The 23,266-nt window shown below is 67.4% G+C and carries 19 protein-coding genes; 11 read left to right on the forward strand and 8 right to left on the reverse strand.

Annotated elements, in window-relative coordinates; translation table 11 throughout:
* Positions 1–13: 13 nt before the first annotated feature.
* Both BMW51_RS11545 and BMW51_RS11550 read left to right on the forward strand, forming a co-directional pair.
* Positions 14–790 carry an ATP-binding cassette domain-containing protein gene (locus BMW51_RS11545; RefSeq protein ID WP_093006525.1) on the forward strand — a complete coding sequence of 259 codons (777 nt, stop codon included), beginning with the start codon at positions 14–16 and terminating at the stop codon, positions 788–790.
* Positions 787–2,316 carry an ABC transporter permease/substrate-binding protein gene (locus BMW51_RS11550; RefSeq protein ID WP_093006527.1) on the forward strand — a complete coding sequence of 510 codons (1,530 nt, stop codon included), beginning with the start codon at positions 787–789 and terminating at the stop codon, positions 2,314–2,316. Before BMW51_RS11545 ends, BMW51_RS11550 begins: the two co-directional genes overlap by 4 nt.
* Here the strand turns inward: BMW51_RS11550 and BMW51_RS11555 are convergent.
* From BMW51_RS11555 to fdhD, 3 genes are all read right to left on the reverse strand, one after another.
* Positions 2,313–5,165: a TonB-dependent receptor gene (locus BMW51_RS11555; protein ID WP_093006529.1), complete on the reverse strand. Its 2,853-nt coding sequence runs from the start codon at positions 5,163–5,165 to the stop codon at positions 2,313–2,315. The genes BMW51_RS11550 and BMW51_RS11555 overlap by 4 nt on opposite strands.
* A 155-nt stretch (positions 5,166–5,320) precedes the next feature.
* A complete protein-coding gene (locus BMW51_RS11560) occupies positions 5,321–7,597 on the reverse strand; it encodes an FdhF/YdeP family oxidoreductase (protein ID WP_093006531.1) in 2,277 nt (758 codons plus the stop codon).
* Positions 7,598–7,609: 12 nt separating this feature from the next.
* Positions 7,610–8,407, reverse strand: coding sequence for a formate dehydrogenase accessory sulfurtransferase FdhD (fdhD, locus tag BMW51_RS11565; protein ID WP_245708458.1), 798 nt, complete (start codon positions 8,405–8,407; stop codon positions 7,610–7,612).
* A 165-nt stretch (positions 8,408–8,572) separates the two neighbouring features.
* On the opposite strand from fdhD, the gene BMW51_RS11570 reads away from it, so the two are divergent.
* The gene (locus BMW51_RS11570; RefSeq protein ID WP_093006535.1) at positions 8,573–8,752 is read left to right on the forward strand and encodes a hypothetical protein; all 180 of its coding nucleotides are present in this window, start codon (positions 8,573–8,575) and stop codon (positions 8,750–8,752) included.
* On the opposite strand, the gene BMW51_RS11575 is transcribed toward BMW51_RS11570, so the two are convergent.
* Both BMW51_RS11575 and gntA read right to left on the reverse strand, forming a co-directional pair.
* Positions 8,724–9,308, reverse strand: a complete 585-nt coding sequence (locus BMW51_RS11575; protein WP_177171640.1) for a DUF1989 domain-containing protein — start codon at positions 9,306–9,308, stop codon at positions 8,724–8,726. The genes BMW51_RS11570 and BMW51_RS11575 overlap by 29 nt on opposite strands.
* A gap of 2 nt (positions 9,309–9,310) precedes the next feature.
* Positions 9,311–10,021, reverse strand: coding sequence for a guanitoxin biosynthesis heme-dependent pre-guanitoxin N-hydroxylase GntA (gene gntA / locus BMW51_RS11580; protein ID WP_093006539.1), 711 nt, complete (start codon positions 10,019–10,021; stop codon positions 9,311–9,313).
* A 216-nt stretch (positions 10,022–10,237) separates the two neighbouring features.
* Between gntA and lptB the strand changes: the two genes are divergently transcribed.
* Together lptB and rpoN are read left to right on the forward strand one after the other, a co-directional pair.
* Entirely contained in the window at positions 10,238–11,020 is a 783-nt protein-coding gene (lptB, locus tag BMW51_RS11585) for an LPS export ABC transporter ATP-binding protein (RefSeq protein WP_177171641.1), read from the forward strand.
* Positions 11,021–11,060: 40 nt separating this feature from the next.
* Positions 11,061–12,533, forward strand: a complete 1,473-nt coding sequence (gene rpoN, locus BMW51_RS11590; RefSeq protein ID WP_093006541.1) for an RNA polymerase factor sigma-54 — start codon at positions 11,061–11,063, stop codon at positions 12,531–12,533.
* Between the two features lie 77 nt (positions 12,534–12,610).
* On the opposite strand, the gene BMW51_RS11595 is transcribed toward rpoN, so the two are convergent.
* Both BMW51_RS11595 and BMW51_RS11600 read right to left on the reverse strand, forming a co-directional pair.
* The gene (locus BMW51_RS11595; RefSeq protein ID WP_093006543.1) at positions 12,611–14,443 is read right to left on the reverse strand and encodes a DUF885 domain-containing protein; all 1,833 of its coding nucleotides are present in this window, start codon (positions 14,441–14,443) and stop codon (positions 12,611–12,613) included.
* Between the two features lie 22 nt (positions 14,444–14,465).
* A complete protein-coding gene (locus BMW51_RS11600) occupies positions 14,466–16,124 on the reverse strand; it encodes a S10 family peptidase (RefSeq protein ID WP_425440989.1) in 1,659 nt (552 codons plus the stop codon).
* Between the two features lie 123 nt (positions 16,125–16,247).
* Between BMW51_RS11600 and BMW51_RS11605 the strand changes: the two genes are divergently transcribed.
* The 3 genes from BMW51_RS11605 to BMW51_RS11615 all read left to right on the forward strand — a co-directional run bounded on the left by BMW51_RS11605 (position 16,248) and on the right by BMW51_RS11615 (position 18,497).
* The gene (locus BMW51_RS11605; RefSeq protein WP_093006545.1) at positions 16,248–17,528 is read left to right on the forward strand and encodes a Xaa-Pro dipeptidase; all 1,281 of its coding nucleotides are present in this window, start codon (positions 16,248–16,250) and stop codon (positions 17,526–17,528) included.
* Between the two features lie 80 nt (positions 17,529–17,608).
* Entirely contained in the window at positions 17,609–18,073 is a 465-nt protein-coding gene (locus BMW51_RS11610) for a DUF983 domain-containing protein (protein ID WP_093006547.1), read from the forward strand.
* Positions 18,048–18,497 (forward strand): c-type cytochrome, encoded by a 450-nt coding sequence (locus BMW51_RS11615; RefSeq protein WP_093006549.1) that lies wholly within the window; start codon positions 18,048–18,050, stop codon positions 18,495–18,497. The genes BMW51_RS11610 and BMW51_RS11615 overlap by 26 nt, the downstream gene beginning before the upstream one ends.
* Before the next feature lie 4 nt (positions 18,498–18,501).
* Here BMW51_RS11615 and BMW51_RS11620 read toward each other — a convergent pair whose 3' ends face one another.
* On the reverse strand, positions 18,502–19,509 hold the full coding sequence (locus tag BMW51_RS11620; RefSeq protein WP_093006551.1) for a ligase-associated DNA damage response exonuclease: 1,008 nt from the start codon (positions 19,507–19,509) through the stop codon (positions 18,502–18,504).
* Between the two features lie 90 nt (positions 19,510–19,599).
* Between BMW51_RS11620 and BMW51_RS11625 the strand changes: the two genes are divergently transcribed.
* From BMW51_RS11625 to BMW51_RS11635, 3 genes are read left to right on the forward strand one after another with little or no spacing between them, the layout of a single operon-like run.
* Positions 19,600–19,779: a hypothetical protein gene (locus BMW51_RS11625; protein ID WP_093006553.1), complete on the forward strand. Its 180-nt coding sequence runs from the start codon at positions 19,600–19,602 to the stop codon at positions 19,777–19,779.
* A 41-nt stretch (positions 19,780–19,820) separates the two neighbouring features.
* A complete protein-coding gene (locus tag BMW51_RS11630) occupies positions 19,821–22,241 on the forward strand; it encodes a ligase-associated DNA damage response DEXH box helicase (protein ID WP_425440990.1) in 2,421 nt (806 codons plus the stop codon).
* 44 nt (positions 22,242–22,285) lie between these two features.
* Entirely contained in the window at positions 22,286–23,215 is a 930-nt protein-coding gene (locus BMW51_RS11635) for a retroviral-like aspartic protease family protein (RefSeq protein WP_093006555.1), read from the forward strand.
* Positions 23,216–23,266 lie beyond the last annotated feature (51 nt).

The raw sequence follows: 23,266 nt of genomic DNA on the forward strand, positions 1-23,266 counted from the left end.
ATCACCGTGCGCGATGCCAGATAATTCCGGCCCGGCGATCGCGTTCGAGCGCGTGACCAAGCGCTACGCCGACGGCACGATCGCGGTCGACGCTGTGTCGCTCGCGGTCGAGCCCGGCAGCTTCGTTGCGCTGGTGGGTGCATCGGGATCGGGCAAGTCCACGCTGCTCAAGACGGTCAACCGGCTGGTTGTGCCGAGCGAGGGCCGCGTGCTGATCGACGGCGTCGACGTGAGCGAGGGTGCTGCGTGGCAGCTGCGGCGGCGGATCGGTTACGTGTTCCAGAACATCGGACTATTTCCGCATCTGACAGTCGCACAGAACATCGCGCTGCCATTGCGGCTCGACGGCCGCAACGATCGCGCGCGTGTGGACGCGCTGCTCGACACGGTTGAACTGCCGGACAGCCTAGCCAGCCGGACGCCGGCCGAGCTGTCGGGCGGGCAGCGCCAGCGCGTCGGCGTCGCGCGCGCGCTCGCGACCGATCCGGGGCTGCTGCTGATGGACGAGCCGTTCGGCGCGCTCGATCCGGTCACGCGGGAGTCGCTGGGACAGGCGATCGTGCGGTTGCAGCGCGAGCGCAGACTGACCGTATTGATGGTCACGCACGACATGGCGGAGGCGCTGCTCGACGCGGCGCGCGTGCTGGTGATGGAGCGCGGCCGCGTCGTCGCCGACACGACGCCCGCCGCGCTGATCGCGGGCGAAGGCGGTGACACCGCGCAGGCATTGGTCGCGGTGCCGCGCGCGCAGGCGGAACGGATCGCCGCCCTGGCGCGGGGACAGACGTGAGCGACGCCTTCGCCCGCGTTCCCGCGCTCGCCGCGCAGCACCTGTTGCTCGGCATCAGCGCGCTGGTGCTCGCGCTCGCCCTCGCGCTGCCGCTCGGCTGGTTGTCGGCGAGGCGTCCCCGCGTCGCGCGCGTGACGCTGGGCTTCGCGAGCCTGGTGCAGACGATCCCCAGCCTCGCCTTGCTGGCGCTGTTCTATCCGGCGCTGCTGTGGCTGTCGGGTGTGGTCGGCGGCGGCGTGCCCGCGCTCGGCTTCCTGCCGGCACTGCTCGCGCTGACGCTCTACGCGTTGCTGCCGATTATCCGCAATCTGGTTACCGGGCTGACCGGGATTGATCCCGCCGTGCTGGAGGCGGCGGACGGGGTCGGCATGACGGCGGCGCAGAAGCTGCGGCTGATCGAGCTGCCGCTGGTGCTGCCGGTCGCAATGGCGGGGATTCGTACCGCCGCGGTGTGGACGATCGGCGCGGCGACGCTGTCGACGACGGTCGGGCAGCCGAGTCTGGGCGACCTGATCTTTGCCGGCTTGCAGACGCAGGCGTGGCCGCTGGTGATTGCGGGCTGCGTGTCCGCGGCCGCCTTGGCGCTGGGGGTCGACGCATTGCTGGGGCTGGCCGAATATGGCGCGAGGAACAGGCGCGCCTGGCTGATCTGGGGCGCGGTCGCGCTGCTCGGCGCGGCGACGCTGGCGGCCAGCGCGCCGTTGTGGGCACGAGGCGGTGGTGACCGCACCGTGGTGATTGGCGCCAAAAACTTTTCCGAGCAATATATACTCGCGCGGCTGATCGGCGACCGGCTGGCGCGCGCAGGCTACACCGTCCAGTACCGCGACGGGCTCGGCTCCACCGTCGCGTTCGGTGCGGTCGCGAGCGGCGACGTTGACGCCTACGTCGATTATGCGGGCACGATTTGGGCCGGCGAGATGAAGCGTAACGATGTGCCGCCCCGCGCTGAGCAGGTCCGCGCGATCGCCGAATGGGCGCGCGCGACGCGAGGCGTTGGTATGGTCGGCGCGCTGGGATTCGAGAACGCCTACGCCTTCGCGATGCGCGGCGACGATGCGCGCGCGCGCGGCATCGCATCGCTCGCCGACGTCGCGCGCCAGTCGCCGCAGCTGAAGCTCGGCGCCGATCTCGAGTTCCTCGACCGTACCGAATGGGCGACGATCCGGCGCGCCTATCCGATGCGGTTCGCGAGCGCGACGCCGTATAGCCCGACCTTCATGTATCGGGCGCTGGAGAGCGGACGCGCTGACGTCATCAGCGCGTTCTCGTCCGATGGGCGGATCGCCGCCGACCGGCTGGTGACGTTGAGCGATCCCGAACGTGCCATTCCCGGCTACGACGCAATCCTGCTCGTCGCACCCGCGCGCACCAAGGACGCGCGCTTCCTCACCGCGATACGTCCGCTGATCGGCCGCATCCCCGTGTCCGCGATGCGCGAGGCGAACTACATGGTCGATCGCGACACGAACAAGGCGACGCCGGAGGCCGCCGCACGCTGGCTCGCGACGAAGATCGGGCTCTAGAAGAACAGCTTCCTGATCGACAGCCGCACGGTGCGCCCCAGCGGGTCTAGGTAACCCGGCTGAAACCCGATCGGCACCGCGCCGGTCTGGTCGGTGACGCGCTGGCGCTGGTTAAACGCGTTGTTGAGCGACAGGGTGACGCGCGTGCCACGAAGCCAAGGATGCGCGCGGATCAGGTCGATCCGCTGCCCCAGATCGGCGAACAAGCGCAGGTTGAGCGTCGTCAGGCTGCCGAAGTTGAGCGTTTCGGGGCTGGTCGGCGTGCCGCCGTTGACGCGCGTTGCGCTCTGAAAATCGAGCGAAGCGCGCGCGCCAATCCCGTTGTTGGAATAGCCGGCCTGCCCTTCCAGCTCGTGGCGCGATTGCCCGCCCGAGCCGCCGATCGCGTCGCCGTTCAGCAGGTCGAGCACCGGACCACCGTTGGCGATCGTCACGCGGTCGGTGAAATGCCACGTATGGTAGAGCGCGAACTGTACGCGTCCGCCAGCCGCACCGCCGCCGCCAAAGCGCCCGCCACCGAAGCCACGCCCGCCGCCACCACCGCGGAAGCCGCCGCCCGCGCCGCGGTTACCGCCGCCGGGCGTGTCGCCGGTTGCGCCACGCGGCTGCTCGCCGCCATTCGCGGCCGCCCGCGCGCCACTGCCGTCCGGCTGTGCGCCATCCCCGCTATCGCGTCGCCGACCTCCGGGTGGTCGCAGGCCCGCGAAGGGGTTGGGTCCGGTTCCGGCGCGGAATGCCTCCAGCTCCTTCTGAATCTTCGACTTGAGCTTGAACGACACGTTGAAGCCGTAACGGAGCTGCGATTCCTCGCTGCTCGCGAAATTGACCGGCCGCGTGTCGAGCCGCACCAGCGTGCCGTCGACGCGGGTGAAGCGGTCACCGAAGGCCTTCTCGATCGCAGCGCTGGCGGCGGGGAAGCTCGCGATCGGTTCGTCGACCTGCTGGCAGGTGTAGTTGGCGACAAAGTTGATGTCGCGGTCCGACCAAGGCTGAACCGTAGCGCCCAGCTTGGTCACGTGGCGCTCGTCGGCGCGCAGGAACGGATTGCCGCCCGTTACCGTGGTGACCGTGGCGGTGGTGCCGCGGACGTAATCGAACACGCGCACGCCTGCGGTCGGCACCTGCGGGTTGCCGAGCTGTTGCGCACTCGGCGCCTCATCCTCGTTCGTCACCGAATAGATCAGCCGCACGCCGCGTAAGGGCGACCAGTTCGCGCCGTAGCCGAGCGTCCACAAGGTGCCGAAATCCGACAGGTGATCCGCCGCGACGTTGGCATTGAGCGAGAAATCGCCGATTGCACTCAGCACACCGCGCGAGCGGCTGGCGATCGGCAGGTCGAGGTTGACCTGTGCATTGCCGATGTCGCGCGAGATGTCGGCGGGTTGCGTCTCCCCCAACCGCATCGAGCGGCTGGTGAAATCGTTACTCGACGCTCCGATGCGGATGCTCGTGTTGGCGTCGCCCGCGGGCAGGCTGAACAATGGTCCGGTAACGAGCGTGTCGAGCGCGAGGTTGGTCGATCGCGACCGTCCTAAGTTGTCGGGCGTACGCACGAGGTCGAACGGCCCGAACGGATTGGCCGTTGGATCACGTGCAGTGAGCAGCGACTGGAACGCATCGGTCTCGAGACCGGTCTGGCTGCGCGTGTCGCTGGCGCTGTAATCGGCATTGGCGTTGACGGTCCAGCGCCAGCGCCCCTCGTCGCCGTTCGCACTCGCGCCCAGATGCGCGTCGGTGCTCTCGACATGCTGGGCAAGGGGGCCGAGTTCGGGAAAGGCGCGCGACACGCGCGCGTCGTCGGCGAAGGGCGAGAAGGGATTGCCCGCGGGCAGCAGGAAGTTGCCCGCCACCAGCCCGCGGTCGGCGTCGCTCACGTCATGCTCGACCCGCGCGTTGAAGGTTGCGCCGACGCGGTCGGATAGGCTGGTCGCGTAGACGCCGTTCGCCTGGAAGCTCTTCGTCGCGGGCAACAGCGTGCGAAAGCGCGCCTGATCGCTCGGGTTGGCGGTTGCGAGGAAGTCGCCAGCGGCGACCGCGCCGGCCGCGGCACCGGCGGGCGCGCCGAGGATCGTGCCGTCCGCGAGCGTCACGTTGCCGGCGGCTGATGCGCCGCCGGGCGACTGGATGATGTTCCGCTCCGCCTCGGTGAGCGCGCTCGCCTGATCGTATTGCAGGTGGAGGCTGGTGCGGCCGGTGCGCTGGATGCGCAGCCAGTCTGCCCGCGCGCCCGGTTGATTGCGCCCGCCATCGGTCGCGAGCGTGTCGATCACCTCGCCGGTGTAGGCGCGGAAACGCGGGCGCAGCACGAAGTTCACGACGCGCTGGTCGGCGCGATAGCCGTATTTGAGCGCGACTTCCTCGGGCAGGATCTCGACGCGCAGGATCGCCTCGGTCGGCAGGTCGCGGATCTCGGAAAAGCCGCCGATTCGGCGTCCGTTGAGCAGCACCACCGGCGCCCCGCCCGATCCGCGACCCGACTGCGTTTGCGGGCCGAGTTCGGTCAGCAGGTCGGCGACCGAGCTGACGCCGTAGCTGCGGATGTCGGCGGGCGACAGCGTCTGTTCGGGCGGAATGTCGCCGATGACGCTGCCGACCGGCTTGCGTCCGGTGACGACGATGTCCTCACCCTCGCCGTCCTCCCCCTGCGCCTCTGGCGTGGCAGCGGCAGCCTCGCTCGGCGAGCCGGCGGGCGGGACGGCGGCGGGGACGGCCGGTAGCTGCGCCGTTGGAGCGGCCGGTGCAGCGGTGCCCGTCGAAGGCGGAGGTGTGGAACTTACGGGTGACGCGGGCGGCGTCTGCGCCCAGGCCGGCACCGCGGCGCTACTCGCCAGCAACAGGAACAACCGCACGTATCGCTCTCCAGACCCCTAGCGGGCGACAATGCGGCTAGCGGCGATTTGTCGCACGATTGTGCCCGCGAGCACGCGTCATCGTCGCTAACTTGGTCGTCGCTATCCGATCGAGCCTTGGGCGGCGGCGCGCAGGTGCGCCGCCACCACGATCGTCAGTCGACGACTGCCTCAACCTCGATCCGCACCGGCACCGACTTGGCGGCGGGAACGTGGCTCTCCTCGGCATGGTGCTCGAGCGCGATCAGCGGATTGCACTCGGGGTAGTAAGTCGCGATGCACCCCTTGGGCACGTCGCGCGCGACGACCATCAGTCCTTCGACGCGGCGCGAGACATTATCCTCCGCGTCGCCGACCAGCGTCACCTTCTGCCCTTCGGTCAGGCCACGCTCGGCGATGTCGGCGGGGCTCATCATCACGACCTGCCGCGTACCGTTGATGCCGCGGAAACGGTCGGAATAGCCGTAGATGGTGGTGTTGAACTGGTCATTCGATCGCACCGTCAGCATGCGGTAGCGTCCGTCGGTGTCGGTGAAGCCGGTGGCGTTCAGTACGTCGGGGACGATGAACTCGGCCTTCTTTGACGGCGTGTCCCATTCGCGCCCGGTCGCCTTGTTGCCCTTCCAGAACCCCCCCGGCTCCTTCAATCGCTCGTTGAAGCGTTCGAAGAAGTTGGGGAATGCCTCGGCGATCTGGTCGCGCACCAGCGCATAGTCGCCGACCCACTTGTCCCACGGCACGTTAGGGTTGGGTGCGAGCGTTTCCTTCGCGATCCCGGCGACGATCGCGGGTTCGGACAGCAGGTGCGGGCTGGCGGGATCGACCTTGCCGAATGACGGGTGGATGACGCTGGTGGAATCCTCCATCGTCACGTTCTGCGGCCCCGTTTCCTGCAGGTCACGCTCGATCCGGCCGAGGCACGGCAGCAGCCAGGTGTCGCCCTGCGCCGGGATCAGGTGGCTGCGGTTCAGCTTGGTCGCGATCTGTACCGACAGGTCCAGCTGGCGCCAGCCTTCCTCCATCAACCGCGTCTCGGGCGTCGCGCGAACGAAATTGCCGCCCAGCGACACGAACCCGCGCACGCTGCCATCGATCACGCCGCGGCATGCCTCGACCGTGTCGAGCCCCTTCTCCCGCGGCGGCTCAAACCCGTACATTTGCTTGAACTTGTCGAGCGGGGCGAGCTCGGGCTTCTCGGTGATGCCGACGGTGCGTTGGCCTTGCACGTTGGAATGGCCGCGCACCGGCGTCGGGCCCGCGCCGGGCTTGCCGATATTGCCGCGCATCAGCAGCAGGTTGACCAGCATGCGGACGTTGTCGACGCCCTTGACGTGCTGCGTCAGCCCCATGCCGTAGATCGCGATCGTCGCGTTGGCGCGGCCGTACACTTCCGCCGCCATCGACAGCGCATCGCGCGTCAGCCCCGATTCGCGCTCGATCTCGTCCCAGCCGGTCGCGCGCGCCTTCGCGGCAAAGGTGTCGAAGTCGTGCGTGTGTTCGGCGATGAAATCGTGATCGATCCGGTCATGCTCGATCAGCCATTTCGCCATGCCCATCATCGCGGCCAGATCGCCGCCGGCGCGCACCTGATGATATTGCGTCGCGATCCGCGTCTCGCCGCCGGTCGCCATCTCGATTGGGTTCTGCGGATCGGTGAAGCGTTCGAGCCCGCGCTCGCGCAGCGGATTGAAGACGATGATCGGCACGCCGCGTTTCCGCGCACTACGCAGCTGGTGGAGCATCCGCGGGCTGTTGGTCGCGACGTTCTGCCCGAAATGCAGGATGCAATCGGTGGTGTCGAAATCTTCCAGCCGCGTCGTGCCGACGGGCACGCCGATTGCGGCCTTTAGGCCCACCGAAGTCGATTCGTGGCACATGTTGGACGAGTCGGGCAGGTTCTGATTGCCGTACATACGTGCCAGCAACTGGTACATGTACGACGTTTCGAGGCTGGCGCGGCCCGAGGCGTAGAAGACGACCGACTTGGGCGCGAGGCTCTTCAGTTTCGCGCCGATCTCCTTGAACGCCATTTCCCACGGCACGACGATATATTTGTCGCTCGCCGCATCGTACTTCATCGGGTGTGTCAGGCGACCGGCTTCCTCCAGCCGGTAGTCACTCCATTCGCGCAGTGCCGTCAGTGTGTTGGCGCGGAAGAACTCGGGCGTGACGCGCTGGCTGGTGATCTCCCACGCGGTCGCCTTGGCACCGTTCTCGCAGAATTCCGCCGGGTTGGGCGGATAAGGCTTCGACCAGGCGCAGCTGACGCACATGAACCCGTCGTGCTTGTTCTGCCGGAGCAGCTCGGCCGAGGTCTCGACCGGGTTCTTCTCGCGCGGGACGATATCGGCGAGCGATCGCATCGATCCCCAGCCGCCCGACGGACCGGTGTAGGGCGTGAAGTCGGGGCGATCGTCATGTTGCTTGGCCATAGGCCATCCAACTCATGAGCGCGCCAAAAGTACCATTTCGGGCGAGGGCGGAAACAATATCGCGTCCGACCGTGCGAGGCTGACGAGCGTCAACCCGGCCTGCGCCGCGCGCGCGAGCGCCAGATCGGTCGCGGCCGACACGGTGACCAAGGTCGAACAGCCCGACAGCGCGGCTTTCTCGACCAGTTCGTAGGAGCAGCGCGACGACAGCAGCGCGAAGCCGTTATCCCAGCCGAGCCGCCCATGCGCCATCGCGCCGATCAGCTTGTCGAACGCATTGTGACGGCCGACATCCTCGCGCGCCAGGCAGATCGTGCCGTCACTCGCGCATAGCATCGCCGCGTGCGCGGCACCGGTGGCAGCGTTGAGCGGCTGGTGCGCGCGCATCTGCGCCAGCGCGGCAAAGATCGCGGCCGGGTCGATCGTGCTGGCGGGAACAAGTGGAAGTGTGCGGTGCACTGCCTCCAGATTGTCCATCCCGCACAGCCCGCACGAACTGTCACTCGCACGCGTGCGGACGCGAGCGGCGAGCGCGGCGGCGTTCGCCGGCGGCACCGTCAGGCGCGCGATCCAGCCGAGCGGCGCCTCGAACAGGTCGAGGTCGGCGATCTGCGCTGCATCCGCAACGATCCGCTCCGACAGAGCGAAGCCGGTGACGAAATCCGCCAGGTCGGCTGGCGTCGCCATCATAACCGCGTAGCCAAGGCCGTTCACCTCGATCGCGACCGGATGCTCCGGCACGATCGCGCGCGTGATGGTGCGCGACGTTCCATCATTCGCGATCTGGGTGAACGGCTGTTTCCCGCTCAACGTCTCAAGCCTTTCGCTGGCATTCGTTTCATCAAAGGAGCTTGCCGACGGAGGCGCAAAAACAATGGTTTGCATTGATACATATTATTGCGGACCCAAATCGCGGCGTGCACCTTGCTGCCCAGTTGCCGCGTGACCAGGCGTTCTCCATTCCGGAGCCGGAACATGGGTACAACAGACGACATCAGCTTTTGGCGCAACCGCGCCGAACAGGCGCGTGCGATGGCCGATCGTGCGATCACGCCCGCAATCCGTCAAATCCATCTCGCGCGTGCCGACCTCTACGCCGCGCACGTGCGCGACAGCGAGCGGCTGATCAATCGATCCTATATTCGATCGGTTTGAAGCTGCCGCCGTTCGACGCGCCCGCCGAGCAGGCGGTCAGGCCGATGACGAGATCCATCAGCGCGCGAAAGACGATACGGTCGCCGGCCTTGCTGACCGGCGGCAGCACCTGCAGCCTGCCCGTGGCGCCATCGATCGGTACGTTCATGAAGCAGTTGAACGCGACCGGGATCATGTCCTCGGTGACGCCGTAAGGCTCGAGCGCGGCGGCGAGGTTGCCGAAGCAGCCGCGATGCGGCGGCTCGTCGGGGTAGAAATGGTGAAATGTATCATAGGAGCACGGCGTCAGCAGGAAATCGTGCACGCCGACGTCATCCGCGACGATTTCCAGCATTGGCGTGGAGCGATTTGAATACAGCAGATGCCCGGTGGTGAGCCGGATTGTCTCGGCATAGTCGAACGTGCGCCCGGACGAGATCACCTCGCGGATGTCGTCGCGATTGTAGGCTAGCAGATCGGCGACCTGCACCCCGCGCGGATCGATGACGGTCAGCGTCTGTCCGGCATCGAGCGTGAACGCCGTGCCCGAGCGCGGCGGAATCTCGGTCGCGGTCACGCTCACTGCTCGGCGCTGCCCGAATAATGAAACGGGCAGCGCCACGCATCATCGACCACGCGCCCGCTATACTGGCGCGCCTCGCTCGACGTACCGTGGCGCGCGAGCATCGGGTTGCGCGATCCCGCCACTGCCTCGTCGCGGACCATGATCTTCTCGCGCATCGTTTCGTAGCGCCCCTGCGCGCGCAGCGTCTCGAACTGGTCGTGCAGGTTGAACACCATTGTCGGGCGCGCGAACCGCCTTGCCGGGCGCGAGGCGTGCGGGTGAAGCCCGACGACGAAGAACGCCTCGCCCCCGAAGCTCAGCGAGAAATGCGGGTCGTCGGGGTCGGCACTGACGCGCGCGTCGTAATCCTGCCCGCGCCACACGTCCTTGTCGGACAGCGACTGGATACGCTTCCACAACGCCTGCTCGAACGCGGGTTCGCCGAGATCGTCGGGGCCTTCGAACACCACCGCGAAGCTGCGGAACAGGCCCGGATCGTCGCGGTACGCCTCGGCGAAACGCATCAGCCCGTCATGGATGCGCAGATCGTCCCACGAGCTGTCGATTCGGTTGCAGGCGAGGACGTGCAACGTGCCCTTGGCGAGAGCCGCTTTCGCACCCACGCACGGAAACGCCCGGTCGTCGACATGGGCGTGCATCATCGCTTCGAGTTCAGCCTGCGCCGAATGGCGCCACGGGAACATCGGTGTCTCAGGCATAGGCATGGACGGGCCATACGGGCGACCCGCGCGCGCGGTTCCGACAGAACGTGCTAACATCGATCAACGTAGTGGATTGAAGATGCTCGCCAAAATTTACATTCGGGCGAGTCGCCGGCCACCATTCACGCCCGCTTTGCGCATACGGCGCTTTGGCGTAAAGCGTGCATGACGGAGCATCCCGAGCGCTCCGGACGGACTATAACGAGAGTGCCCGCGCGCATGGCCACCACGATCGATCACACGCTGGACGACGTCGAGGCGATCCACGAGGCGCCCGTCGCGCATGGGCTGCAGGTCGTCTCGATCGCCAAGTCGTACGACAAGCGCACGGTCCTGACCGACGTGTCGGTTTCGGTTGGGCGCGGCGAGGTGATCGGGTTGCTGGGCCCCAATGGCGCGGGCAAGACGACGTGCTTCTACTCGGTGATGGGGCTGGTGATGCCTGATGCTGGCCGCATCATGCTCGACGGCGACGACATTACCGGGTTGCCGATGTACCGCCGCGCGATCCTGGGGCTCGGCTACCTGCCGCAGGAAACCTCGATCTTCCGTGGACTGTCGGTCGAGAAGAATATCATGACCGTGCTCGAATTGTCCGAGCCCGACGTGGACGCGCGTGGCACCAAGCTGGAAAAACTGCTCGACGAGTTCGGCCTGACGCGGCTGCGCGACGCACCCGCGATGGCGCTGTCGGGTGGCGAGCGGCGGCGTGCCGAAATCGCGCGTGCGCTCGCGGCCGATCCGTCGATCATGCTGCTCGACGAGCCGTTCGCGGGCATCGACCCGATTTCGATCGCCGATATACGCGACCTGGTGAAGGATCTGAAGAGCCGCGACATCGGCGTGCTGATCACCGACCACAATGTGCGCGAGACGCTCGACATCGTCGACCGCGCCTACATCATCTACGACGGTCGCGTGCTGTTCACCGGAAGCCCGGAAGAGCTGGTCGCCGACGCCAACGTTCGCCGGCTCTATCTCGGCGAGGGCTTCACGCTGTAGCGATGACGGCGCGCCTGCACGACACCGGCGACACCTAGTCATGAGCCTCGCGCCGCGCCTAGACCTGCGCCAGTCGCAATCGCTGGTGATGACGCCGCAGTTGCAGCAGGCGATCAAGCTGCTGGCGCTGTCCAACCTCGAGATCGAAGGCGTGATCGCCGAGGAAGTCGAGAAGAACCCGCTGCTCGAGACCGCGCCCGCCGCCGACGACGCGCCGGTGATCGCGCCCGACGCGCCCGAGCCGGTGCGCGACGAACCCGCGGGCGCCGACGAACTGGTGATGTCGGGCGAGGCCGCGGGCGAGTCGCTCGACGTCGACATTGCGGCGGAACGGTTCGACGACGCTCCCTCCGACGGCGGCGCATCGTTGAGTCCGTCAGGTGGCAGCGTGTCGGGGGGCGAGATGCCCGACCTCGATGCCTTCGCCGACACTCGCGCCGAGAGCCTCGCCGACCATTTGCTCGCGCAGGCGGGCACCGCCTTCTCTGCCGCGGACCTGTTCGTCGCGCAGCATTTGATCGATCACATCGACGAGGCTGGCTATTTGCAGGTCCGGTTGCTGGAGGTCGCGCAACGGCTGGGCGTTCCGCTGACGCAGGTCGAGGCGGTGCTCGCCACGATCCAGACGTTCGACCCGACCGGGGTCGGCGCGCGCGATCTCGCCGAATGCCTCGCGATCCAGGCGCGCGAGGTCGACCGTTACGATCCGTGCATGGCGCGGCTGCTCGACAATCTCGACCTGCTCGCGCGCGGTGACCTGTCGCGCCTCAAGCGGCTGTGCCACGTCGACGACGAGGACATGGCCGACATGATCCGGGAACTGCGCGGCTATGATCCCAAACCCGGTTGCCGTTTCGGCGGCGAGGTCGCGCCCGCGGTCGTCCCCGATGTCTACGTGACGCGCGGGGCGAAGGGCTGGAACGTAGAGATCAACGGCGCGACGCTGCCGCGCGTGCTGGTCAACCGCCGCTATCACGCCGAACTCGCCTCGGGCGCGCAGGACAAGGCATCGAAGGCGTGGCTCGGCGATCAGCTCGCCAGTGCGAACTGGCTGGTCAAGGCGCTCGACCAGCGTCAGCGCACCATCATTCGCGTCGCGACCGAGATCGTGCGCCAGCAGGAAGCGTTCTTCGTCCACGGCGTATCGCAGCTGCGCCCGCTGACGCTCGCGCGGATCGCGGAGGCGATCGACATGCACGAATCGACCGTCAGCCGCGTCACGTCGAATAAGTATCTGTCGTGCGCGCGCGGGCTGTTCGAGCTCAAATACTTCTTCACCTCGGCGATCCAGTCGGCCGACGGCGGCGACGCCGTGTCGGCGGAAGCGGTGAAGAGCGCGATCCGCGCGCTGATCGCGGGCGAGGGCGCGAAGATCCTGTCCGACGACACGCTGGTCGAACTGCTCAACGCCAAGGGCTTCGACATCGCGCGGCGCACCGTGGCCAAATACCGCGAGGCGATGGGCATCGGCAGCTCGGTCCAGCGCCGCCGCGCTCGCGCGCTGGCGGGCTGATCAGCCGCTACCCGCGACTTATCCACAAGATTACCAACAGACCGGCAGGGTGAGGCCACCTCACCCTGCGCTGATCCTCACCCCTTCCTCGCCGCAATGTAGCGGTCGACCTGCTCCTCCAGCACGTCGAGCGGTAGCGCGCCCTGCGCCAGCACCGCCTCGTGGAAGTCGCGGATGTCGAACTTCGGTCCCAGCGCCTTTTCCGCCTTGGTGCGCAGTTCGGTGATCTTGAGCTGACCGATCTTGTACGCGGTCGCCTGCCCCGGCCAGTTGATGTAGCGATCGACCTCGCGCGCGATGTCGGTGTCGCTGACCGAGCTGTTGGCCTTGAAGTACGCGATCGCCTGCGCGCGGGTCCAGCGCTTTGAATGGATGCCGGTGTCGAGCACCAGCCGGATCGCGCGCCACATCTGGAGCGAGAGCATCCCGAACTCCGAATACGGGTCCTTGTACGCCCCCATCTCCTTCGCCAGCCGCTCGGTGTAGAGCCCCCACCCCTCGGCATAGGCGCCGTAGCCGCCGAAGCGGCGGAACTTCGGCAATCCCTCCAGCTCCATCGCGCGCGCGATCTGGAAATGGTGACCGGGCGCGCCCTCGTGGACCGAGATGCCCGCCATCTGCACCTTCTGCGTCTGGTTCATGTCGACCAGATTGACGTAGACGATGCCGGGGCGCGACCCGTCGGGCGCGGGCTGGTTGTAGAAGGCGGTCGGCGCGGTGGCCTCGCGCCATTTCTCGACCGCGCGCACCTCCAGCTTGGCCTTGGGCAGGCGGCTGAACCAGCGCGGCGCCGCCGCCATCATGTCCGCAATCACCGCGCGCGCGTCGGACAGATACTGCTCGCGACCCGCCTCGGTATTGGGATATTTGAACTTCGGGTCGGTGCGAATGTAATCGAAGAATTGCGGCAGCGTGCCGGTGAAGCCGACCCGGCGCTTGATCGCCTCCATCTCGCGGCCGATCGAGGCGACCTGACTCAACCCGATCCGGTGGATCTGGTCGGCGGTCAGGTCGGTCGTCGTCGTCGCGCGCAGCCGCTGCTGATAATAAGCCGCGCCGTCGGGCAGGCTCCACGCGCCATTGTCACCCTTCGCCAACGGCTCGACCGCGTCGAGGGCGGCGAACATCACGTCGTAGCCGCGCTTGAACGGACCGGTCATCGCCGCGACTGCGTCGGCGACGAGCTTGTCCTTCTCTCCCTGCGGAATGGTGAGCGCCGCGACCTTTTTCTTGAAATCGGCGAGGACGGCAGTGTCCGGCCCGGCGGTGAACGGCGCACCCGTCACCACCTTTGTCGCATCGGCGCGGACGGGGGCGAAGTTGAGCTTGGGCGGCACGATGCCCTTGGCGGCGCGCTCGCGCAGCTCGGCCGCGCTCTCGCGCATCACGCGTTCGGTATCGCGCAGCCGCGCGATGTACGCGCGCGCGTCGTCGGCATTGTCGACGCGGTGGTTGTTGATCAGAAACACCGGCACCTCGCCCATCGGACTGCCGTTGGTCGAGATGATGTAGCCGTGATCGCGGAAGCGGAACGCCTCGCGCGCCTGCTCGGCCTGCTGCTCGAACAGGCGGTAGCTGAGCCGTGCGCTTGTCCCCAGCCGCGCGGGGCTGAACTGCGCGTGCATCTGCGCGAGCTGGCGCTCACCCAGCACGCGGCTCTTCACCGCCGCAGCGTCGGTATAATCGTCGAGGCGGTCGTAATTGGTCTTCAACCCCAGGCTCGTCTGCGCCTCCGGGCTGAGCGCGACCTGCTCGTCGAAAGCGCGGTCGAGGAATGCGACCAGCCGCGCGTCCTCGGCGGCGGTATCGTTGGCGACAGGTGCTGCGGCAGACGGAGCTTGCGTCGCGCCGATGATGGCCGGCGCGGCGACGCCGGCGAGCAGCGCTAGCGACAGGTGACGGATCAACATACCTTCTCCCCTTGTTTCTTTATCAGTTCGGCGGCGTCGCCTGCGCCGCCGACATGCTCGCGGGCTGCGCGGGCGTGCCGTCGCGTGCGTCGCTAACCGCCTGATCGTACCACGCCGACAGATCGCGCTTCATCGCGTGCAGCGCCTCAGGATTGAGGTAGGTCATGTGCCCGGCGGGATAGTAGGTGAAGCGCAGGTTCCGCTGCTGCGCGGGTTCCAGCATCATGTGGCCGAGATCGTTCTCGGTGCCGAAGAACGGCGTCGCCATGTCGTACCAGCCATTCATCGACAGCACGTGGAGGTACGGGTTGGCGCGCATCGCCGCCGCCAGATCGACTGCGGTGTTGGGGTTATTCTGCATCGCGCCGTAGCCGCCGCCGGGCGCACGATGCTTCCAGTTCCAGTCCCAACCCGCCGCATCACGTGCCGACAGGCGGTACGGCATGTCGGTCTTGTAGCCCAAGGTGTGCGTCACATAATCGTTGAAGGTCGCGATGAATGCGCCCGAGATCGCGTCGGACGAGGCGTCCGTCTCCGGTCGCTCGCCCGCCGCATCCGCATCGAGCCCGGTGTAGCGCGAGTCGAACCGTCCGATCGTCTGGCGGGTGCCGCGCAGCAGCTCCTTCTGGAACCGCGGCAGGTCGACGCGCAGGTTCGAGCGGATGATGAACTCCGGGCTGAGGCCGGTCAGCTCGCTCATCCGCCGCGCCACCGCGTCGCGCTCCTGCACCGATATGTTCTGCCCCTTGGCGAGCGCGGACATATAGGGGCCGGTCGCGAAGTCGCGCGCCTGTTGCACGATCGTGGCGACGTCGGATGGACGGTTCTGAATACGATTGTGGTACCAGGCGGTGGCGGCGTAGCTCGGCAGATAATTCAGGTACAACTGGTCGAGCCCGGGCTGGCGATAGCCGTAGTTCATGATCGAGGACAGCAGCACCACGCCGTTCAGCGCCATGCCGCGGTCCTGCAACTGATACGCCAGCGCGCCCGAGCGCAACGTGCCGTAGCTTTCGCCGAAGATGAATTTCGGCGAGTTCCAGCGGCCGTACTTGGTCGAGTAGCGGATGATCGCCTTGGCAAAGGCGTCGGCGTCCTCGTCGGTGCCGTAGAAGGCAGCGGGCTTCACGTCGCCGAGCGGCCGCGAATAGCCAGCACCAATCGCGTCGAGGAACACCATGTCGGTCTTGTCGAGCAACGTGTCAGGGTTGGGGCCGAAGTCGTACGGCGCGGGGCGGATCGTCTCCGGATTGCCGGTCTTCAGCCGTACGGGCGCGAACGAGCCCATATGGAGCCAGAAGGTCGGGCTGCCGGGTCCGCCGTTGTAGAAATAGGTAATCGGCCGCTTCGTCCCCGGCTTCACGCCGTCGAGCGTGTAGGCGGTGTAGAACATCGACGCGGTCGGCTTCCCCTCGGTATCGCGCAGCGTCAGCGTACCCGCGGTCGCGGTATAGCCCAGCCGCCTGCCCGCAACGGAAACGTTACCGCGCGAAACCTCGGCGCGCTCGGCGACCGGCGCGGCGGCGTAATCGGCCTCGACCAGATCGCGCTGGATCTCCGCGTTGGTGAGCCCCGCCTTTTCCTTGGGCGGCATCTTCTCGGCACCGCCTCCGCGATCCTGCGCCACGCCGGCGGCGCTGACGGTCAACAGCAGCAACGAGGCCAATCGGAACACGCGCAAACCCCCTGGAAAATCATTGTCTTTGCGCGAACCTAGGCCAGCATCCTTCACCGGTTCAAGCGAAAGCACTTGTGCGCCTCCCCCGGCGCGGCAAGGTACGCACAACAGGGGGAAGGAACACCGATGCACCGTTTGCCCGCGCTTCTCGGCGCCGCCACGCTCGCGCTCTCGCCGATTGTCGCGGAGGCACGCACCGTCGTCGTGACTGCCGCGCACATGATCGACGTATTGGCCGGCCGCCGCGTCGACAATGCGCAGGTAGTGATCACCGACGGCAAGATCACGGCGGTCGGCAGACGCGGCGATGCCGTCCCCGCGGGTGCGGAACGCATCGACCTGGGCGAGCGCACCTTGCTGCCCGGTCTGATCGACATGCACGTCCACTTGACCAGCGACCCGCGGCTGTCGGGCTATCGCGGGCTCGAGTTCACCGATAATTTCGCGACCGTCGTCGGTGTCGCCAACGCCAAGAAGACGCTCGATGCGGGCTTCACGACCGTGCGCAACGTTGGGTCGGGCAATTACGACGATGTGGCGCTGAAACAGGGGATCGAAGGCGGCTACGTGCCCGGTCCGCGCATCGTTCCCGCGGGCTACGCACTCGGCGCGACCGGCGGGCACTGCGACGCGACCGAGGCACTGCCGCCGTCCTTCGCGGCTGTCCCCAATCCCAGCGTCGCGGACACGCCCGATGGCTATCGCAAGCTGGTGCGGACGATGCGCAAATACGGTGCCGAGGTGATCAAGATCTGCGCCACCGGCGGCGTACTATCCAAGCGCGACTCGCCCGGCGCGCAGCAGATGAGCCTGCCCGAAATGCAGGCGGTGACCGCAGAGGCGCACATGCTCGGCATGCGCGTTGCCGCGCACGCGCACGGCACCGCCGGCATCAACGACGCGCTGCGCGCCGGCGTCGACACGATCGAGCACGCCAGCCTCGCCGACGCCGAGTCGTTCAAGCTCGCGCGTGAGCACGGCGGGTGGTTCAGCATGGACATCTACAACGACGATTACATCCTGGCCGAGGGCGCGAAGAACGGCGCCTTTCCCGAAAGCCTGGAGAAGGAACGGCTGATCGGGCGCAAGCAGCGCGAGACGTTCCGCGCCGCGCACGCAGCCGGCGTGAAGATGGTGTTCGGCACCGACGGCGGCGTCTATCCCAACGGCGACAATGCGCGGCAGTTCGCCAAGATGGTCGAATGGGGCATGACCCCGATCGAGGCGATCCAGGCCGCGACGAAGAACGCCGCCGAGGCGCTCAACCGCAGCGACGTCGGCGCGATCGCGCCCGGCCGCTACGGCGATCTGATCGCGGTCGACGGCGATCCGCTCGCCGACGTGCGAACGCTCGAGCGTGTCAGCTTCGTGATGAAGGGCGGCGAAGTCGATCGCGATCCTCGCTGATGGACATCAGGGCGTGTGAAGCAACATGGATCAGCCGCAACGCCCTCGCCTTTCGCGCCCGCAACACCATCTTACCCGACATGGACGACCCGAACGCCATCCCCGCCGACCAGCCCGACGCCGAGCGTCCGTCCAAACTCCAGTGGATTTTGCGCTGTGGGTTGAAGGGGCGTTGCCCGCGCTGCGGCGAAGGACGCCTATTCTCGTCGTGGTTGAAGATCGCGCCGGCGTGCGACCGTTGCGGGCTCGACTATCGCTTCGCCGCCGCCGACGACGGGCCGGCGTTCTTCTCGCTGTGCATCATCGCGCTGCCGCTGACCTTCGTCGTGGTGTGGATACAGGTGGCGTACGATCCACCCGCCTGGGTGCATCTCGTCACCTCGGTGCCGATCATGGTGCTCGGCTGCCTGTTGCCGCTGCGCCCGATCAAGGGCTGTCTGGTCGCGTCACAATACGTCAACCGCGCGCAGGAGGCGGGTACCGGCGGCTTGTGGGCGAAGCTGGAAGGGCGTGAGAGCGATGCGGGCGGAAGTTCGTTCGACTAGCCTCGCGCTCGCCGCGTTCGTCGCTGCCTGTGCGCCGGCCGAGCGCGACCGCGGCGTGTCGCCTGATGCTCCGCTCGCCGCACGCATGAAGGTGGCGGACGCGCGAATGGGCCGCGCGGTGTTCCGCCAGTGTGCCGCCTGCCACACGATCGACGCGGGCACGGGCGACCGCGACGGTCCCAATCTTCACGGCGTGACGCGCGCGCAGGTCGGGCACAACAGCGCGCGGTTCGGCTACACCGCCGCGCTGCAATCCGTTGGCGGCACGTGGAGCTGTGCGCGACTCGACCGCTGGCTGACTAACCCCGCCACCTTTGCGCCGGGCACGTCGATGCGCTTTCCCGGCCTGCATAACGGGCTCGATCGCGCCGATGTGATCGCCTATCTTTACGCGGGCGGCGGCGACAAACCCGATTGCCGCTGAACCTTTAGTCGTCCTCGTCCTCGAACCCGGCGAGCGCCAGCGCGCGTGCCCTGATTTGTCGCGTCATGCACCAATGGACCAGCGCATCCTCGCGCCCGTGCGTCACCCACACTTCCTTGGGGCTGATCTCCAGCAGTGTCGTCGTCAGCTCGTCCCAGTCGGCGTGATCGGAGAGGATCAGCGGCAGCTCGACGTTCTTCTGTCGCGCACGCTGGCGCACGCGCATCCACCCGCTCGCCATCGCGGTGATCGGGTCGGGCAGTCGCCTCGACCATCGATCGTTGAGCGCACCGGGCGGGCACATGACGACGTGCCCCGCCATCTCCGCCTTCGCCGTGTCGGCGACGGGGCGCAGTTCGCCCAGCCGCACGCCCTGTTCGACGTAGAGGTCGCACAACCGCTGCAATGCGCCGTGCAAGTAGATCGGCGCCTCGTGCCCGCGCTCGCGCAATTCCGCGATCACGCGCTGCGCCTTGCCCAGCGCATAGGCACCGACCAGCACGCAGCGCGTCGGATTGGCGTGGAGCGCGGCGATCAGCTTGTCGATCTCGTCGCCCGTGTCGGGATGGCGAAACACCGGCAGCCCGAACGTCGCCTCGGTCACGAACACATCGCATTTCACCGGCTCGAAGGGTGTGCACGTCGGATCGCTGCGCCGCTTGTAATCACCCGACACCACCACGCGCTCGCCGCGGTAATCGAGCACGATCTGCGCCGATCCGAGCACGTGGCCCGCGGGGACGTAACCGACCTCGACCTCGCCCATGCGGATCGTCTCACCGTATTGCACCGGGTTGGCGCACTGCTGGCCGTAGCGCACGTCCATGATCGCCAGCGTCTCGGGCGTCGCCCACACCGCGCCGTGCCCGCCGCGCGCGTGGTCGGCATGGCCGTGCGTCACCAGTGCGCGTGGTTGCGGCGTCGAGGGATCGATCCACGCATCAGCCGGGCGCACGTAGATGCCGTGCGGATGCGGTTCGATCCAGTCGCCGAGAACGGGTGCGCGCGCCATGTGACGACAACCGGCGGGTGGTCGGGTGCGTTCCGGGATCGAATCAATCGGCGCGCACGTTGATCGTATAACGAGATGGGAGACAGGCGGATGTTCGGTGACAGTCTGATGGCGATCGTCGTCATCCTCGGCTTCGTGGTGCTCGGCGGCGCGATCCTATTCGCGAAGACGCGCAACAAGCAGACGCCGGAGGAAATCCGCCGCACCGAGGAAGCCACGCGGCGCAACTATCACGAGCAATCGGCTGAGGACCGCGCGCGCACGCCGTGATCGCGCTTGCCTGACGCAGCCCGTTGCGGTCGAGTGACCGCGTGAGCGAACCCATCGATACACTACCTGCACCGCTCGCGCGCTGGTTCGACGCGCGCGGGTGGCAGCCGCGTCGACACCAGCTCGACATGCTGGCCGAGGCGCGGCGCGGGCGATCGGGGCTGCTGGTCGCGACAACGGGCGCGGGGAAGACGCTCGCCGGCTTCCTCCCGACCCTTGCCGAGCTGATCGAACGCCCGAGCGACGGGCTGCACACGCTCTACGTCTCCCCGCTCAAGGCACTCGCGGTCGACATCCAGCGCAATCTCGTCACGCCGATCGACGAAATGGGGCTCGACATCCGCGTCGAGACGCGCACCGGCGACACGCCGTCCGACCGCAAGGCGCGACAGCGCGCCCGGCCGCCGCAGATCCTGCTGACGACACCCGAGTCGCTGTCGCTGCTGCTGAGTTATCCCGACAGTTTCACAATGTTCGCGAACCTGCGCACGATTGTCGTTGACGAGGTCCACGCTTTCGCCACCGGCAAGCGCGGCGACCTGCTGTCGCTGTGCATGGCGCGATTGCAGCGGATCGCGCCGGACATGCGCCGCGTCGCCTTGTCCGCCACGGTCGCCGACCCAGACGGCTATCGCGCCTGGCTCGCACCCGATGGCGACATCGACATGGTCAGTCTGGTGCAGGGCGAAGGCGGCGCCGATCCCAACATCGCCATCCTGCTGCCCGAGGACCGCGTGCCTTGGGCAGGGCACTCCGGCCGCTACGCCGCCGCGCAGGTGATGGCGGAAATCGCGCGCAATCGCACCAGCATCATCTTCTGCAACACGCGCAGCCTCGCCGAGCTGATCTTCCAGGATCTGTGGAAGTCGAACACCGACCAGCTGCCGATCGGCATCCATCACGGTAGTCTGGAAAAGGAAGCCCGTCGCAAGGTCGAGGCGGCGATGGCATCGGGGCGGCTGCGCGCGCTCGTCGCGACTTCGAGCCTCGATCTCGGCGTCGATTGGGGCGACGTCGATTGCGTGATCCAGATGGGTGCGCCCAAGGGATCGTCGCGCTTGCTGCAACGGATCGGGCGGTCGAATCACCGACTCGATGAGTCATCGCGCGCGCTGGTCGTGCCGGGCAATCGCTTCGAATATCTCGAGGCACGTGCCGCGCTCGACGCGGTGGAGGCGGGCGAGCTCGATCCAGACATCTTCCGCATGGGCGCGCTCGACGTACTCGCGCAACACCTGATGGCGTGCGCCTGCGCGGCACCGTTCAACCAGGCGGAGATGCTTGCCGAAGTGCGCTCTGCCCTCCCCTATTCGGCGCTTTCCGACGATCTGTTTGACCGCGTGCTCGGCTTCATCCGCGACGGTGGCTATTCGCTGCGCGCCTACGATCGCTTTAAGCGGCTGGCGCAGGACGCGAACGGCGAGTGGCGCGTCAGCCATCCGCGCTTCGTCGCGCAGCACCGCCTCAACGCCGGGATCATCGTCGAGGCGACGATGCTCAAGGTCCGCTTCCGCAACGGACGCGCGCTCGGCAAGGTCGAGGAAGGGTTCGCCTCGACGCTCTCCCACGGCGACACTTTCTTCTTCGCTGGGCTGAGCCTGGAGGTCGAGAAGATCGACACCGAGGATCTGATCGTCCGCGCGACCAGCCGTCCCGCGCGCATCCCAACCTACGGCGGCAGCCGGATGCCGCTGTCGACCAGCCTCGCCGACCGCGTCCGCGGCTTTCTGGCAAGCCCGTCGGAGTGGCACCGCTTCCCGCCCGACGTTCGCGAATGGCTGGAGATACAGGAACGACGCTCGACGCTGCCGCGCCCCGATCAGTTGCTGGTCGAAACCTTCGTACGCGAGGGACGCCACTACATGGTCGCGTACAGTTTCGAGGGCTGGAACGCGCACCAGTCGCTCGGCATGCTCGTTACCAAGCGAATGGAGACGATGGGGCTGAAACCGCTCGGCTTCGTCGCCAACGATTACGCGTTGGCATGCTTCGGGCTGGAAAAGATCACCGACCCCGCCGCGCTCTTCTCCGCCGATATCCTGGAAGACGAGTTCGTCGACTGGGTCGAACGCTCGCACCTGTTGAAGCGCGCGTTCCGCGAGGTCGCGGTGATCGGCGGGCTGGTCGAACGCCAGCATCCCGGCAAACGCAAGACCGGCAAGCAGGTCACCTTCTCGACCGACCTGATCTACGACGTGCTGCGCCAGTACGAGCCTGGGCACGTGCTGTTGCAGGCGGCGTGGAACGACGCACGCGCGCGGATGACCGATGTCGGGCGCCTCGCCAGCCTGCTCGAGCGCGCGGCCGACACGATGGTCCACGTCGACCTTCCCCGCGTCTCACCGCTCGCGGTGCCAGTGCTGGTGCTGATCGGGCGCGAGCGCGTGTCGACCAACAGCGCCGACGACGCATTACTGATCGAGGCGGAGGCGCTGGCGCAGGAAGCGATGACGATCGAGTGACGCGCCCGCGTTGACCTGCGCCGCGACAGGCGTAGCATCGCAACATGGAGAGGTTGGCTGCCCTGCTGCTCGGGCTTGTCGCGTGTGCCGTGCACGCGCAGGTGCCCGACCCTGCGCCGGCGCTCGCCCCAAGCGCGACCAGCCAACCCGCCGACGATCTGAGCTTCGCCGAGGTCGACCGCCGCATGACCGTACCAGTCGAGATCGCGGGAGCCGGAACCTATCGCTTCATCATCGACACCGGCGCGCAGCGCAGCGTCATCTCACGCCAGCTCGCGCGGCGGCTCGGCCTGCCCGCCGGTCGTCGCGTGCGGCTGACCGCGATGACCGGCTCAAGCATTGTCGACACCGCCATCATCCCCTCGTTGTCGGTCAGCACGCTGGGTGGCGAGCAGATCGAGGCGCCTGCACTCGACGGTGTCGATCTCGGCGCACTGGGGCTGCTCGGCATCGACACGTTGCAGCGCCACCGGCTGGTGATCGACTTCGACGCCGCGCGCATGAGCGTCGCGGCGTCGACCCGTCGCGATCGTGCGGTGCGCGCCGCTCCGGGCGAGATCGTGATCCAGGCGCGTAGCATATTCGGCCAGCTGGTCGTCACCAACGCGACAATCAACGGCCGGCGTGTTCGCGTTGTGCTCGACACCGGCACCTCGATCAGCCTCGGCAATCGCGCGCTGCAGCGCATGCTGATGCGGCGCGGCAAGCAGGCGCAGACCGAGATGATCAGCGTATTGGGCGACAAGCTCACCGCCGACTACGCCGCCACGCGCGAGCTGAAGCTCGGCAGCGCCACCATCTCGGGGTTGCCGATCGCGTTCGCCGACGCGGCACCGTTCCGCGCCTTTGCGCTCGACAACAAGCCCGCGCTGTTCCTCGGCATGGACGCGTTGAAGCTGTTCCGCCGCGTCGAGGTCGACTTCGCCAATCACGAACTAGGCCTGCTGATGCCGCGCGCGATCGCGGCGCGTTGATCGGCGTTGCGCGCGCGCGCTTTCGCTGCAACGCTGGGGCCAGGCGAGTTG

This window comes from Sphingomonas palmae, assembly GCF_900109565.1.
Classification (GTDB): Bacteria; Pseudomonadota; Alphaproteobacteria; order Sphingomonadales; family Sphingomonadaceae; genus Sphingomonas; species Sphingomonas palmae.